This window comes from Actinotalea fermentans, assembly GCF_007991475.1.
In the GTDB taxonomy this organism is placed as follows: domain Bacteria; phylum Actinomycetota; class Actinomycetes; order Actinomycetales; family Cellulomonadaceae; genus Actinotalea; species Actinotalea fermentans.
In genome coordinates this window covers 103,273-117,346 of the sequence record NZ_BJYK01000006.1, presented here as the reverse complement: position 1 = coordinate 117,346, position 14,074 = coordinate 103,273, and the positions used below count along the sequence as shown (strand labels likewise).

General features: G+C 74.7%; 14 protein-coding genes. 8 read left to right on the top strand and 6 right to left on the bottom strand.

Going from position 1 to position 14,074, the window contains the following annotated elements:
- Window positions 1-55: 55 nt before the first annotated feature.
- Window positions 56-778, bottom strand: coding sequence for a VTT domain-containing protein (locus AFE02nite_RS10630; protein WP_261765577.1), 723 nt, complete (start codon window positions 776-778; stop codon window positions 56-58).
- A gap of 196 nt (window positions 779-974) precedes the next feature.
- Between AFE02nite_RS10630 and AFE02nite_RS10625 the strand changes: the two genes are divergently transcribed.
- The 4 genes from AFE02nite_RS10625 (at window position 975) to AFE02nite_RS10610 (ending at window position 5,235) form a co-directional block, all read left to right on the top strand.
- Window positions 975-1,913 (top strand): ABC transporter ATP-binding protein, encoded by a 939-nt coding sequence (locus AFE02nite_RS10625; protein WP_307726046.1) that lies wholly within the window; start codon window positions 975-977, stop codon window positions 1,911-1,913.
- Window positions 1,910-3,220, top strand: coding sequence for an ABC transporter permease (locus AFE02nite_RS10620; protein ID WP_034246212.1), 1,311 nt, complete (start codon window positions 1,910-1,912; stop codon window positions 3,218-3,220). The genes AFE02nite_RS10625 and AFE02nite_RS10620 overlap by 4 nt, the downstream gene beginning before the upstream one ends.
- A gap of 68 nt (window positions 3,221-3,288) precedes the next feature.
- Window positions 3,289-4,539: a formate-dependent phosphoribosylglycinamide formyltransferase gene (gene purT / locus AFE02nite_RS10615; protein WP_146819603.1), complete on the top strand. Its 1,251-nt coding sequence runs from the start codon at window positions 3,289-3,291 to the stop codon at window positions 4,537-4,539.
- A 3-nt stretch (window positions 4,540-4,542) separates the two neighbouring features.
- Entirely contained in the window at window positions 4,543-5,235 is a 693-nt protein-coding gene (locus AFE02nite_RS10610; protein ID WP_146819602.1) for a TrmH family RNA methyltransferase, read from the top strand.
- Between the two features lie 33 nt (window positions 5,236-5,268).
- Here AFE02nite_RS10610 and AFE02nite_RS10605 read toward each other — a convergent pair whose 3' ends face one another.
- The 3 genes from AFE02nite_RS10605 to AFE02nite_RS10595 form a co-directional block, all read right to left on the bottom strand.
- Window positions 5,269-6,027 (bottom strand): hypothetical protein, encoded by a 759-nt coding sequence (locus tag AFE02nite_RS10605; protein WP_034249095.1) that lies wholly within the window; start codon window positions 6,025-6,027, stop codon window positions 5,269-5,271.
- Window positions 6,024-6,377, bottom strand: a complete 354-nt coding sequence (locus AFE02nite_RS10600; RefSeq protein ID WP_034249094.1) for a PadR family transcriptional regulator — start codon at window positions 6,375-6,377, stop codon at window positions 6,024-6,026. The genes AFE02nite_RS10605 and AFE02nite_RS10600 overlap by 4 nt, the downstream gene beginning before the upstream one ends.
- Window positions 6,378-6,501: 124 nt before the next feature.
- Entirely contained in the window at window positions 6,502-6,708 is a 207-nt protein-coding gene (locus AFE02nite_RS10595; RefSeq protein WP_034249093.1) for a hypothetical protein, read from the bottom strand.
- Window positions 6,709-6,903: 195 nt separating this feature from the next.
- Between AFE02nite_RS10595 and fbaA the strand changes: the two genes are divergently transcribed.
- On the top strand, window positions 6,904-7,923 hold the full coding sequence (gene fbaA / locus AFE02nite_RS10590; RefSeq protein WP_034249092.1) for a class II fructose-bisphosphate aldolase: 1,020 nt from the start codon (window positions 6,904-6,906) through the stop codon (window positions 7,921-7,923).
- 104 nt (window positions 7,924-8,027) lie between these two features.
- Here the strand turns inward: fbaA and AFE02nite_RS10585 are convergent, their stop codons facing one another.
- Complete coding sequence (locus AFE02nite_RS10585) at window positions 8,028-8,576, bottom strand: STAS domain-containing protein (RefSeq protein ID WP_307726045.1); 549 nt, start codon at window positions 8,574-8,576, stop codon at window positions 8,028-8,030.
- 107 nt (window positions 8,577-8,683) lie between these two features.
- On the opposite strand from AFE02nite_RS10585, the gene AFE02nite_RS10580 reads away from it, so the two are divergent.
- Entirely contained in the window at window positions 8,684-10,900 is a 2,217-nt protein-coding gene (locus tag AFE02nite_RS10580) for a SpoIIE family protein phosphatase (protein WP_261765576.1), read from the top strand.
- Here the strand turns inward: AFE02nite_RS10580 and AFE02nite_RS10575 are convergent.
- On the bottom strand, window positions 10,897-11,238 hold the full coding sequence (locus AFE02nite_RS10575) for an STAS domain-containing protein (protein ID WP_034247640.1): 342 nt from the start codon (window positions 11,236-11,238) through the stop codon (window positions 10,897-10,899). The two genes, AFE02nite_RS10580 and AFE02nite_RS10575, sit on opposite strands and share 4 nt — an antisense overlap.
- Before the next feature lie 173 nt (window positions 11,239-11,411).
- On the opposite strand from AFE02nite_RS10575, the gene AFE02nite_RS10570 reads away from it, so the two are divergent.
- Complete coding sequence (locus AFE02nite_RS10570; protein WP_034247638.1) at window positions 11,412-12,698, top strand: adenylosuccinate synthase; 1,287 nt, start codon at window positions 11,412-11,414, stop codon at window positions 12,696-12,698.
- Between the two features lie 28 nt (window positions 12,699-12,726).
- Window positions 12,727-14,022, top strand: coding sequence for a phosphoribosylamine--glycine ligase (gene purD, locus AFE02nite_RS10565; RefSeq protein WP_034247637.1), 1,296 nt, complete (start codon window positions 12,727-12,729; stop codon window positions 14,020-14,022).
- Window positions 14,023-14,074: the final 52 nt, after the last annotated feature.

The window sequence follows — 14,074 nt, the reverse complement described above, 5'->3', positions numbered from 1 at the left end:
CCGAGGGCCCGGACCGTCCGGGTCATCCCGGCAGGCCCGCGCAGGCGGGGGGCGGTCAGCCCTCGATGTCCTCCGTGGCGACGCGCGCGCGCTCGGCGGGCTCGTCGTACCGCTCGTCGCGGGCCTTGCTGCGCTGGCGCAGCACCTCGACGACGATCGGGATCACCGAGACGGCCACGATGCCGATGGCGATGAGCTCGATGTTGTCCTTGATGAACGTGACGTTGCCGAGCAGGTAGCCGAGCACCGTGACGCCGACGCCCCACAGGAACGCGCCGATGACGTTGAACGAGACGAAGTGGCGGTAGTGCATCTTCCCGACGCCGGCCGCCACCGGGGCGTACGTCCGCACGAACGGCACGAACCTCGCGATGATGATCGTCCGGCCGCCGTACTTGTCGAAGTAGGCGTACGTCTGGTCGATGTACTGCTGCTTGAAGAACCGCGAGTCGGGCCGGCTGAAGAGCTTGGGCCCCGCCTTGCGCCCGATGACGTACGCGGTCTGGTCCCCGAGGAAGGCCGCGGCGAAGAGCGCCAGGCACAGGACCCACAGCGGGACGCCGATCTCGTCGTGCGCGACGAGCATGCCCGCCGTGAAGAGCAGCGAGTCACCGGGCAGGAACGGGAACAGCAGGCCCGTCTCGATGAACACCACGATGACGACGCCGATGAGGGCGTACGACCCGAACGACGAGATGAGGTTCTCCGCGTCGAGCCAGTCGGGCCCCAGGGCAGGGACGGGGCCGTGCGCGACGAGGGTCTCCAGCAGGGGGGTCACGCCTCCAGGGTACGTGGCGCCGCTCCGCCGCACGCCCTGGGCCCGCGGGGCCTTGGTGGCGAGCTGGTGAGGGTCCCGTGCAGGCGCGAGGTGCGTCGGTAGGGTTCCGGAGGGACGGCCGGGGAGCGCGGGCACCCGGCCGGGCGGTCGAGCAGCGGGAAGGGTGCGCGTGGACAGGGAGCTGAGGCTCGTCGGGGTGAGCCGGGCATTCGGCGAGCACGTGGCGCTCGACGAGGTGAGCTTCACCGTGCGGCCCGGTCGCACCACCGGCTTCATCGGCGCGAACGGCGCAGGCAAGACGACGGCGATGCGGATCATCCTCGGGGTGCTCGCACCCGACGCCGGGCGGGTGGAGATCGGCGGGCGCCCGCTCACGCTGCCGGTGCGCGCCCGGTTCGGCTACATGCCCGAGGAGCGCGGGCTCTACCCGAAGATGAAGGTCGCCGACCAGCTCGTCTACCTCGGGCGCGTGCACGGCCTGGACCTGGCGACCGCGCGTCGGCGCACCCACGAGCTGCTCGAGCAGCTGGGCCTGGCGGACCGCGCCGACGACCACCTGCAGACGCTCTCCCTCGGCAACCAGCAGCGGGTCCAGGTCGCGGCAGCACTGGTGCACGACCCGATCGCGCTCGTGCTCGACGAGCCGTTCTCCGGGCTCGACCCGCTCGCGATCGACGCGATGGGCGCCCAGCTGCGCGAGCGTGCCGAGGCGGGCGTGCCCGTCCTGTTCTCGTCGCACCAGCTCGAGCTGGTCGAGCGGCTCTGCGACGACGTCGTGATCATCCACGAGGGGCGCGTGGTCGCGGCGGGCGACGCCGGCGACCTGCGCGCGGCCCGCGCGGGCCGGCGCTACCGCGTCGTGGTGGAGCGGCCCGACGGCGCCCCCGTCCCCTCGCCCGACCTGCTCGCCACGCTCACGGCGGCGGTCCCGGCCGCGACGCGGGTGGCGGACCCGACCGCCGTGCGGTCGGGCGCGAGCGCGACCGACGAGGAGCTCGCCGGCGTGGTCGTCGACCTGGGGCCTGACGGCGACGAGGACGCCCTGCTCGCCGCGGCGCTGGGCGCGGGTCGCCTGCGGGAGTTCGCGCCCGTCGTCCCGACGCTCGCCGAGATCTTCCGGGAGGCTGTGCGATGAGCACCCCCGAGACCGCGAGGTCCGAGACCGTCGCCGGCCGGCCGGCGCTGCCCGACGAGTCCGCCGGCACCCGGGCCTGGTCGACCGTCCGCGTCGTCGCGGCCCGCGAGATCGCCGTCAAGCTGCGCGACAAGGCGTTCCTGTGGACGACGGCGTTCATGCTGCTGCTGGTCACGGCCGCGACCGTGCTGCCGGTGCTGCTCAGCCAGCGCGTGCCCGACCTGCGCGTCGCGGTCCAGGGCGAGGCCGCCGTCGAGGTGGTCGGCCTCGCCGCCGAGCTCGGCGCGCAGGCGCAGGACGAGCCGGCCGTGACGTCGCCCCTGGAGCTGCTGAGCATCGGCGGGCTCCCGCGGGCTGACATCAGCTGGGTCACCGTCGACCCCGGCGTCGACGTGCAGCGGCTGCTCCACGACGAGGACGTCGTCGCCGCGCTGCTCGGCGACGAGCCCGACGGTCTCCGGCTCGTGGGGCTGCGCGACGTCCCCACCGAGCTCGAGACCCTGGTGACGGCCGCCGCCGGCGAGCTCCAGGTCGCGCAGGCGGCGCACGACGGCGGGCTGTCGCCCGAGCAGGTCACGGCGATCACGCAGCCGACGCCGCCGCAGGTGGAGCTGCTCGAGCCGCGCGACGAGGGCACCATGCCGCCCGAGCTCCTCGCGCTCCTGTTCGCGTTCCTCTTCTACCTGAGCGTCCTGACGTTCGGCACGTCGATCGCGCAGAGCGTCGTGGAGGAGAAGCAGTCGCGCGTCGTGGAGCTGCTCGTCGCGGCGGTCCCGGTGCGGTGGCTGCTGACCGGCAAGGTGCTCGGCAACACGATCATGGCGACGGCGCAGGTCGGCGTCATCGTCGGGGCCGGGCTGCTGGGCGCCGTGGTCGCGGGGCAGGGCTCGCTCGTGACGCAGCTCGTCGGGTCGGCAGGCTGGTTCGTGCTGTTCTTCCTCCTCGGGTTCGTCATGCTCTCGTGCCTGTGGGCGGTGGGCGGCTCGCTCGCCTCGCGCGTGGAGGAGCTCAGCTCGACGACGGCGCTCATGCAGATCCTCGTCATCGTCCCGTTCTTCGCGGCGGTGCTGCCGATCGACGAGGGCACGCGCACCCTGCTGTCGTACGTGCCGTTCACCGCGCCGCTGCTCATGCCCGCGCGCATCGTCCTGGGCACGGCCGAGGCGTGGGAGCCCGCCGTCGCGGCCGTGGCCGTGCTGCTCACGTCCGCGGTCTTCGTGTGGCTCGGCGCGCGCCTGTACGCGGGCTCGGTGCTGCACACCTCGGGCCGGCTCAAGGCCGCCCAGGCCTGGCGCGGCACGGACTGACCCGCCGTCCGGCAAGGGGCGCCGAGGTCCCGGCCGGTCGGGTGCACCCCGCTGACAGGATCGATGCCATGACCGACGCCCTCGCCCTCCCACAGCCCGTCACCCTCGGCACCCCGCTGAGCCCCGGCGCGACGCGCGTCGTGCTGCTCGGGTCCGGTGAGCTGGGCAAGGAGGTGGCGATCGAGCTGCAGCGGCTCGGCGCCGAGGTGATCGCCGTCGACCGGTACGCCCACGCGCCCGCGATGCAGGTGGCGCACCGCGCGCACGTCGTGGACATGCTCGACGCCGACGCGCTGCGCGCCGTGCTCGCGGCGGAGGCGCCCGACGTCGTCGTGCCGGAGATCGAGGCGATCGCCACGGGCGCGCTGGCCGAGGTCGAGGCCGCCGGCGTGCGCGTGGTGCCGACGGCGCGCGCCACCCGGCTCACGATGGACCGGGAGGGCATCCGGCGGCTCGCCGCCGAGGAGCTGGGCCTGGCCACGTCGCCCTACCGGTTCGTGGAGTCCGAGGCGGAGCTGCGCGCGGCGACGGGCGCCGTCGGCCTGCCGTGCGTCGTCAAGCCGGTGATGTCGTCCTCCGGCAAGGGCCAGTCCGTGGTGCGCACGCCCGACGACGTCGCGCGGGCCTGGCAGTACGCGCAGACCGGGGGCCGCGTCGCCACCGCGGGCCGGGCCGTGCGGTGCATCGTCGAGGGGTTCGTCGAGTTCGACTCGGAGATCACGCTGCTCACCGTGCGGCACACCGGCGGCACGGTGTTCTGCGACCCGATCGGGCACGTCCAGGTGGACGGTGACTACCGGGAGTCCTGGCAGCCGGCACCGCTGCCGGACGGCGTCCTGGCCGAGGCGCAGCGGGTGGCCCGCCGGGTCACCGAGGCCCTCGGCGGGTGGGGCGTGTTCGGCGTGGAGCTGTTCGTCGTCGGCGACCGGGTGCTCTTCTCCGAGGTCTCGCCGCGGCCGCACGACACGGGCCTGGTGACGCTCGCGTCCCAGGATCTGTCGGAGTTCGCGCTGCACGCGCGGGCCGTGCTCGGGCTCCCGGTGCACCAGCCCCTCCGGCTCGGCGTCGGCGCGGGCGAGGGCGCGGCGGCGTCGTGCGCGGTGCTGGCGGAGGGGCAGGGCGTGCCCCGGTTCGTCGGCGTGGACGCGGCGCTCGCGGTCCCGACGTCGCAGGTGCGGCTGTTCGGCAAGCCGCGGGTGGCGGGGCGGCGGCGGGTCGCGGTCACGGTCGCCCGGGGCGCCGACGTCGTCCAGGCACGCGAGCGGGCGCGGGCCGCGGCCGCCGCGCTGCGGGTCGAGCTGACCGACGAGCGGGTCTGAGTCGTGGCCGTCCACGGTCGCCATCTCGACCCGTTCCCGGACGACGCGCCGACGCCGGGACCGCCGGACGAGGTCGGCGTCGGGCCGTGGCCGGGCGGCGAGGCGGCGTGGCCGCGCGTCGGGCCGGGGGCGGACGCCCCGCTCGACCCGCGCTACGACCCCGAGCTGCTCGCGCAGGGCGACCGGCGCAACGTCGTCGACGCGTTCCGGTACTGGACGGTCGAGGCGATCGTCGCGGACCTCGACGCGCGGCGGCACCCGTTCCACGTCGCGATCGAGAACTGGGCGCACGACCTGAACATCGGGTCCGTCGTGCGCACGGCGAACGCGTTCCTGGCCGCCGAGGTGCACATCGTGGGCCGGCGGCGCTGGAACCGCCGGGGCGCGATGGTCACCGACAGGTACCAGCACCTGCGGCACCACCCCGACGTCGGCGCCCTGGTCGCGTGGGCGCGCGAGGCCGGGCTCCCGCTGATCGGCGTCGACAACGTGCCCGGCTCGGTGCCGCTGGAGGGGTACCCGTTGCCGCGGGCGTGCGTGCTGCTGTTCGGCCAGGAGGGCACCGGGCTGTCACCGCAGGCGCAGGAGGCGTGCGACGCCGTCCTGCACATCCGGCAGTTCGGCTCGACGCGGTCGATCAACGCGGGCGCGGCCGCCGCCATCGCCATGCACGCCTGGGTGACGCGCTGGGCCTGACCGCGGGCGGGCGCCGGCCGGTGCCGGCTCGCCTCAGGCGAGGAACCAGGCGACGGCGCCGAGCAGCACGGCCGTGGCGGGGACCTGCCAGATGGTGAGGAGCCGGGTCAGCCGGGCGCCGCGCCACGCGGGGGTGGGACCGGTCGGCGCGACGAGCGGGGACTCGTCCGCCTCGTGCCGACGCCGGCTCCACGCGGTCGCGGCCGCGAGCGTGGCGACGCCGACGACGAGCCCGGGGACGGCCGGGAGGGCCACGAGCGTGCCGGAACCCAGCGCGGCGACGGCGGCCATCGTGCCCACCGCCAGGGCGAGCGCGACGCCGGCGACGAGCGGGTGGTGGATCAGCAGACGCAGCACCGCGGTGTCCCGCAGCGCCACGATCGCGACGCAGACCAGCAGCATCGCCACCATCGCCGCGACGCCCGTCGTGATCTCGAGCGACGTGTCGCGCCGCAGGGCGGTCACGCCCGCGAGCGCCACGAGCATCCCGAGGACCTGGAGCAGCGGCGGGAGGGCCGCGAGGAGGACGCCGCGGCGGGAGGCGTCCTCGGCCGGGAGGTCGAGGCTGCGGGCGTAGGCGACGGGGTCGCCGAACGCCTCCGCCGCGGGCTCGCCGCTGTCGAGGCAGTGCGCGTCGACCTCGGCGAGCGCGGCGCCGATGCGGTCGCCGGCCACGCCCAGCAGGCGCAGCTCGAGGATCGCCGCCTCGGCCCACTCGGGGTCCACGTGCGGCGCGAGCGCGCGCTCCACCTCGAACCGGTCGAGGCGGGCGGCGCGACGGTCCCTGGTCATGGTGTCTCCTTCGGGGCGGTCATGAAGGCGGTGGTGACGGCCGCGAAGCGGGCCCACTGCTCGGCACCGGAGGCGAGCGCGGTGCGTCCCTCGTCGGTCAGGCGGTAGTACTTGCGGCCGGGACCGCCGTCGCCCGCCCGCCACTCGACGTCGACCAGGCCGAGCTGCTCGAACCGGCTGAGCAGGGGGTAGAGCGTGCCGCCCTTGATGGGGCCCAGGCCGTGCTCGGCGAGCCGCACGGCGAGCGCGTAGCCGTACGTGGGGCCGTCGGCGAGGGCGTGCAGGACGCACAGGCCGAGGACGCCGCGCAGCCAGTCGCCTGGCCAGGGCTCGTCGGCGGGGGAGACCATCTCGTCGGGCACAGGTAGACAGTACGGCCAACTAGTATGCGTGTCTATCTAGTTGGCGCCGGCATGAGGGTGGACATGTCAAGGGCCCGGCACCGCGAGGGTGCCGGGCCCGTGACGGCCGGGGTCAGCCGGCCAGTGCGACGTCGCTGCGGCGCAGCTCCTCGACGGCAGTGCCGACGAGCACCTGCTCGCGGGCGGTCACGATGCGGGCGTACTCCGCCCGGCGGGTCGCGACGGCTTGACGGTGGGCGCGCCGCGACGCACGCCGGACCGGGGTCTCCGGGTCGGCGGCAAGGGCGCGAAAGGCCAGGTAACGCTCGAGCTGATCCACGCGTCGAACGTACGTGCGGCTACCCCCGTGAGTCGACCGAAATACCGCCCGCCACCAGCGGCCGCACCGGCGGCCCCACCGGCAGCGGCAGCCCGGGTCGCGCGGGCGCCCGCCCCGGTCCGAGGTCCCGCCGTGGGCGGGCCTGTTCCGTGGGACGATGAGCGCGAACCCACCCACGAACATCAGGGAGTCTTCATGGCCATCGCCACCCCCGAGGTCTACGCCGAGATGCTCGACCGCGCGAAGGCCGGTTCCTTCGCGTACCCCGCCGTCAACATCACCTCGTCGCAGACGGTCACCGCGGCCCTCCAGGGCTTCGCCGAGGCCGAGTCCGACGGCATCATCCAGGTCTCCGTCGGCGGCGCCGAGTACGCCTCCGGCTCGACGGTCAAGGACCGCGTCGCGGGCACCATGGCGCTCGCGGCCTACGCCGCCGAGGTCGCCAAGGGCTACCCGATCACGGTCGCGCTGCACACCGACCACTGCGTGAAGAAGAACCTCGACACCTGGGTGCGCCCGCTGCTCGCCATCGAGGCGCAGCAGGTCAAGGAGGGCAAGCTGCCCACCTTCCAGTCGCACATGTTCGACGGCTCGGACATCCCGCTGGACGAGAACCTGGTCATCGCCGCGGAGCTCCTCGAGCTCTCGCAGGCCGCGCGCACCATCCTCGAGATCGAGGTCGGCGTCGTCGGTGGCGAGGAGGACGGCCACGAGGCTGCCATCAACGAGAAGCTCTACACGACGGTCGAGGACGGCCTGAAGACCGTCGCCGCGCTCGGCTCGGGCGAGAAGGGCCGCTACATGACGGCCCTGACCTTCGGCAACGTGCACGGCGTCTACAAGCCCGGCGCCGTCAAGCTGCGCCCGGCCATCCTCAAGGAGATCCAGGACGCCGTCGGCGCCTCGCTCGGCAAGGACAAGCCGTTCGACCTGGTCTTCCACGGCGGCTCGGGCTCCACGGCCGCGGAGATCGCCGAGGCGGTCGACAACGGCGTCATCAAGATGAACATCGACACCGACACCCAGTACGCGTTCACGCGTCCGGTCGTCGAGCACATGTTCAAGAACTACGACGGCGTGCTGAAGATCGACGGCGAGGTCGGCAACAAGAAGGCCTACGACCCGCGCGCCTGGGGCAAGCTCGCCGAGGCCGGCATGGCCGCGCGCATCGCCGAGGCCTGCCAGCAGCTGCGCTCCGCGGGCCACAAGCTCTGACGAGCCGGCACCGCCGCACGCACGACGGCGCCCGTCACCTCACGGTGGCGGGCGCCGTTCGCGTGCGGGGCGGACGCGCGGGCCGGGCGGGCGGCGCGCCGCCGTCAGGCGACGACGTCCGGGGGCGTCGGGCGCGGGATCGTGGGCAGGCCGTGGTCGGGCGCGTCGGCGTCGGGCTCGCCGGCCTCGGGCTCGTCGACCAGGTCCAGCAGGTCGCCGATCTTCGTCACCTCGAGCAGGAACCGCACCGTCTCCGGCGCGTGCAGCACGCGCACGCGCTCCGCGCTGCGGGACGCGAGTCGCGCGAGGAACGCGATCCCGGACGAGTCCATGAACGTCACGTGCTGCGCGTCGACCTCGATGGGCAGGCCGGTCGCCTCGGCGTCGGAGGTCGCCTCCTGCAGGTCCGCGGACAGGTCGGCGTCGACCTCCCCGGAGACGACGATGCGCGTCCGGTCGCGCATCACGATGACGTGGACCGAGGCGGGCTCCGCCGGCAGGTCGAGGACCACCGGCACGTCGGCCATCTCGACAGGCGTCTCGACGGGCGCGGCGTCGGGGGGTGTGACAGCCTGCGCTGACGGGTGCTCGACCGAGGGTCCCGCCGCGCCTGACGTGCCGTCCTTCGGCGTCGGCTTGTTAGCGTCGTGCACGTCGCTCCCCCTCGGATCGCCGGGCCTCGGCCGCCCGTCGTCCCGCAGGGACGGGCGGCCGAGGCCCGTGAGGCGTCTGGTCGAACGCTAGACGATCGGAGGTGGTGGTGGTCAATCGAGGACCGCGCCCCTTCGCGGGCGACGCCGCCGGGGACCCGCGCGTCGTGCAGGTGCATGGGACCGACGACCCGCTGGTGCCCGTGCGCGACCGCGCGCTGCGCGCCGCGGAGGTGTCCGTGGTGATCACGCGGGCGGAGCCCGGCGCGCCGATCGTCTGGGTCAACGACGCGTTCACCCGCACCACCGGGTACACGCTGGCGGAGGCGGTCGGGCGGAGCCCGTCGTTCCTGCACGGTCCCGGGACCGACCTGTCGGAGGCGCACCGGATCGGCGAGGCCGTGCGCGCGGCCACCTCGACGACCGTGACGGTCCTGAACTACCGCAAGGACGGCTCGCCCTTCTGGAACCAGGTCTCGGTCTCGCCCGTGCCCGACGCCGACGGTGCGGTCACGCACTGGGTCGGCCTGCAGGTGGACGTCACGGACCAGGTGCGCCACTCCGCCGCGCAGCAGGAGTCGATCGAGCAGGAGCGGCGTGCGCGCACCGGCCTCGCGCTGGTCTCGCAGGTGTCGGACCTGCTGTCCGACGTCGACGACCCGTACGTGCTCCGCGAGATCGCGGCGCTGCTGCGGCCCGACGTGGTGGCCTGGTCCGGCTTCTTCCTCGACGACGGCGGGCTGCGCGCGGTCGACGGGATCGACGCCGCGCATCACCACGCGCCGGCCCCACGCCGTCGGCGCGGCGCGGACGAGGAGCGCCCGGGCGGCGCCGACCCGGTCCAGGACCTGCTCGACGGGGTCGTCGAGGGGCCGATCGAGCTCGCCGTGGACGCCGAGCACCCCGGCGGGGCGACCGCTGCCCTCGCGCGCCGCCTGCGCGCCGCGGTGCCGCCTTGCGCGCACGGGCCGCGCAGCGTCGTCGTGCACGCGGTGCAGGGACGACGGCGGGTGCTGGGCGCGCTCGTCACCGTGCCCCGGCAGGGGGACGGGCTGGCCGGGCTGGACCAGCACGCCCGGACGGTCCTCTACCTGGTCGTGCGGCGGGTCGGGATGGCGGTCGAGAACGTGCGCCTCTACGCGCGCGAGCACCGGCTGGCCGAGACGCTCCAGCGGGCGATGCTGCCCGAGCAGGCCGAGATCCGTGACCTCGACGTGTGGACCTACTACGCGCCCGCGTCCGGGCACGCCCAGGTCGGCGGCGACTGGTACGACGTGCTGCAGGTCTCGCCCGACCTCGTCGCGGTGGTCGTCGGGGACGTCGTCGGGCACGACGTCGAGGCGGCGGCCGCCATGGGGCAGCTGCGCTCGGTGGTCCGCTCCTACGTCTTCGACAGCGCCGACCCCGGTGCGGTGCTCGACCGCGTCGACCAGCTCGTCTCGGGCATGCGGATCCCACGCTCGGCCAGCCTGGTGCTGGCGACGCTCGCCCGGCGCGACGACGGCTGGCACGTGCGGTACTCGCGGGCCGGGCACCTGCCGCCCCTGGTCATGGGCGCGGGCGGCGTCGTCCGGCTCGACGAGGCGGGCGGACCGCTCGTCGGCTTCGGCTCCGGCGGCCGGGGGACGGCGACGGCGCACCTCCGCTCGGGCGACGTCCTGGTGCTGTACACGGACGGCCTCATCGAGCGCCGGGACCGCACGCTGCGCGACGGGCTGGACGCGCTCGCGCGCATCGGCGCCGGGACGCGCGGCACCGACGCGGCGGGCGTGGGCGAGGAGCTCCTGTCGCGCCTCGCCGACGCGCCCGAGGACGACGTCGCGGTCGTCGTCGTGCGGATACCGGACCCCGGTGCCGAGCCGACGGGCAACGGCGCGCCCCGCCGTCGGCGCTGGTCGCTGCCGAGCGAGCCGGCCTCCATCGCCCGGGCGCGGCACGCCGTCGTGCGCACGTGCCAGGCGTGGGGGATCGAGGGTGCGGCGAGCGCCGAGCTGGTGGTCTCCGAGCTGGTCGCGAACGCGGTCATGCACGGGTGGGGGCACGTGGTGCTGCGGCTCTACGACACCGGCGACGGCCTGCAGATCGAGGTGGAGGACGCCAACCCCGCGCCGCCGGTGGCCACGGACGGGCACCCCGGTCGCGTCGGAGGGTTCGGCATGCGGATCGTCGAGCGGCTGGGCGAGTGGGGCTGGCGGCCGTCGGGGGAGGGCAAGCTGGTCTGGGCGCGCGTGCGCCCGCAGGACTTCCGCACGGCGCGGTCGGGCCGCCCGGCGCAGGGCGAGGCGCCGCCGGGCGAGACGCCGCAGGGCGAGACGCCGCAGGGCTAGACGAGGCCCGGGGCGACGAGCGGGGGGCAGGCGTGGCCCTCGTCGACGCGGAACAGCTCCAGGGCGCCGCAGACCTCGAGCACGAAGAGGTCGCGGTCGCTGCAGCCCCGCAGGGCCGTCGCGCCACCGCGCTTGCGCCCGGCGTCGGCAAGGGAGATGAGGAACGCCGCCCCGGTGGAGTCCATGAAGCTGACGCGGCACATGTCGATGACGAGCAGCTGACGGCGGAGGCCGGTCACGCGCGCGGCGATCTCGGGGAACTGCTCGCGCTCCATCAGGTCGAGGTCCCCGGTGACGGTGATGGTCGTCGTCGTCGGGGAGGTCGCGATCTCGATCATGGGCCGGGGCTCCTTCGCCCGGCGGGGCCCCGGGCGCGACGAATGTAACCCCGGCTCCCCGGGCCCGCACGTCGGGCGGAGTGCCGGGGCCGGGCGCGGACAGCGCCGCCGCGCCGGGCGGCAGCGAGTAGCCTCGTCGCGGCGATCGTCAGGACGCCTGGAGGGAGACAGTCATGCCAGCCGTCGTCGTGCTCGGCGCCCAGTGGGGTGACGAGGGCAAGGGCAAGGCCACCGACCAGCTCGGCTCCCGCGTCGACTACGTCGTCAAGTTCAACGGCGGCAACAACGCCGGCCACACGGTCGTCATCGACGGCGAGAAGTACGCGCTGCACCTGCTGCCGTCCGGCATCCTCTCGCCCGGGGTGACCCCGGTGATCGGCAACGGCGTCGTCGTCGACCTGGCCGTGCTCTTCGCCGAGCTCGACGCCATCTCGGCGCGCGGCGTGGACACCTCGAGGCTGCTGGTGTCGTCCGCGGCGCACATCATCGCGCCGTACCACCAGACCATCGACAAGGTCACCGAGCGGTTCCTCGGCAAGCGGAAGATCGGCACCACCGGCCGCGGGATCGGCCCCGCCTACGCCGACAAGATCAACCGCCTCGGCATCCGCGTGCAGGACCTCTTCGACGAGCACATCCTCGCGCAGAAGATCGAGGGCTCGCTGGACCAGAAGAACCACCTGCTGGTGAAGGTCTACAACCGGCGCGCGATCACGGTGGAGGAGACGCTCGAGCACCTCCTGTCCTACGCCGAGCGGCTGCGGCCGATGGTCGCGGACACCCCGCTCGTGCTGAACTCCGCCCTCGACCAGGGCCGCACCGTCCTGTTCGAGGCCGGCCAGGCGACGATGCTCGACGTCGACCACGGCACCTACCCGTTCGTCACGTCCTCGAGCGCGACCGCGGGCGGCGCGTGCACCGGGTCCGGCGTCGGGCCCACGCGGATCGACCGCGTGGTCGGTGTGATCAAGGCCTACACGACGCGCGTCGGCGAGGGCCCGTTCCCGACCGAGCTGCACGACGACACCGGCGAGTGGCTGCGCAAGACCGGCGGCGAGTACGGCGTGACGACCGGTCGCCCGCGTCGCTGCGGGTGGTACGACGCGGTGATCGCCCGGTACTCCTCGCGCGTGAACGGCCTCACCGACCTGGTCCTGACCAAACTGGACGTGCTCACCGGGCTCGACAAGGTGCCGGTCTGCGTCGCCTACGACGTCGACGGCGTGCGGCACGACGAGATGCCCGCCGACCAGAGCGCGTTCCACCACGCGACGCCGGTCTACGAGGAGCTCGACGGCTGGTGGGAGGACATCTCGCACTGCCGCACCTTCGAGGAGCTCCCCGTGAACGCGCAGCGCTACGTTCTCGCGCTCGAGGAGATGAGCGGGACGCGGGTGTCCGCGATCGGCGTCGGCCCCGGCCGCGACGCGACGATCGTCCGGCACGACCTGCTGGGCTGACCCGCCGGGCTCGCTAGGCTGACCGCCCGTGAAGATCCTCGTCATCGGGTCCGGTGCGCGTGAGCACGCCGTCGTGACCGCGCTCGCCGGCGGTGCCGGCTCGACCGGCCCCGACGCCATGCCGCCCGAGCTGCACGCGGCGCCGGGCAACCCCGGCATCGCCGCGCTCGCCACCTGCCACGCGGTGGACCCGCTCGACGGCGACGCCGTGGCGGCGCTGGCGACGGAGCTCGCGGCGGACCTCGTCGTCGTCGGGCCGGAGGCGCCGCTGGTCGCGGGTGTCGCCGACGCCGTCCGGGCAGCGGGCATCCCGTGCTTCGGCCCGAGCGCCGAGGCGGCCCAGCTCGAGGGCTCCAAGGCGTTCGCGAAGGACGTCATGGCGCAGGCCGGCGTCCCGACGGCGATGGCGCACGTGTGCGCGACCGCCGACGAGGTGGCCGACGCGCTCGACGCGTTCGGGGCGCCGTACGTCGTCAAGGACGACGGGCTCGCGGCGGGCAAGGGCGTCGTCGTCACCGACGACCGGGCCGAGGCCCTCGCGCACGCGCTCGCCTGCATCGGCCGGCGGCCCGGGGGCACCGTGCTGGTCGAGGAGTACCTCGACGGCCCGGAGGTCTCGCTGTTCTGCCTCAGCGACGGCACGACGGTCGTCCCCCTGGCCCCGGCGCAGGACTTCAAGCGTGCGCTCGACGGCGACGCCGGCCCGAACACCGGCGGCATGGGCGCCTACTCGCCGCTGCCGTGGGCGCCCGACGACCTGACCGACGAGGTCGTCGCGCGGGTCGCGCAGCCGACCGTCGACGAGATGCGGCACCGGGGCATCCCGTTCGTCGGGGTCCTGTACTGCGGGCTCGCGCTGACCCGCCGTGGCGTGCGCGTCATCGAGTTCAACGCGCGGTTCGGCGACCCGGAGACGCAGGTCGTCCTCCCGCGGCTCGAGACGCCCCTCGCGCCCGTCCTTCTCGCCGCCGCGCAGGGGACGCTCGACCAGGCCACGCGCCTGCACTGGCGGCCCGACGCCGCGGTGACCGTCGTCGTCGCCGCGCACGGGTACCCGGGCTCGGTGCGCGCGGGCGACCCCATCGACGGCGCGGCCGACGCCGAGGCGCTGCCCGGCGTCCACGTGCTGCACGCGGGGACCACCCTGACCGACGACGGCACGCTCGTCTCGGCGGGCGGCCGCGTCCTGTCGGTGGTCGGCACGGGGGCCGACATCGAGGCTGCGCGGGCCGCGGCCTACGCGGGTGTCGAGCGGATCGCGCTGCGGGGCTCGCACCACCGCAGCGACATCGCCGCGCGGATGCCGGAGCTCCCGGTCCTCTGACGACGGGCGGGGTCCACCGACCGGACGAGTCCGTTTCGTCCCCTCCCGGGGC

Coding starts and splice junctions, on each gene's coding strand:
- AFE02nite_RS10620 (WP_034246212.1), top strand. CDS start 1,910: ATGAGCACCCCCGAGACCGCGAGGTCCGAGACCGTCGCCGGCCGGCCG.
- purT (WP_146819603.1), top strand. CDS start 3,289: ATGACCGACGCCCTCGCCCTCCCACAGCCCGTCACCCTCGGCACCCCG.
- AFE02nite_RS10605 (WP_034249095.1), bottom strand. CDS start 6,027: ATGACCAGGGACCGTCGCGCCGCCCGCCTCGACCGGTTCGAGGTGGAG.
- AFE02nite_RS10600 (WP_034249094.1), bottom strand. CDS start 6,377: ATGGTCTCCCCCGCCGACGAGCCCTGGCCAGGCGACTGGCTGCGCGGC.
- fbaA (WP_034249092.1), top strand. CDS start 6,904: ATGGCCATCGCCACCCCCGAGGTCTACGCCGAGATGCTCGACCGCGCG.
- AFE02nite_RS10575 (WP_034247640.1), bottom strand. CDS start 11,238: ATGATCGAGATCGCGACCTCCCCGACGACGACGACCATCACCGTCACC.
- AFE02nite_RS10570 (WP_034247638.1), top strand. CDS start 11,412: ATGCCAGCCGTCGTCGTGCTCGGCGCCCAGTGGGGTGACGAGGGCAAG.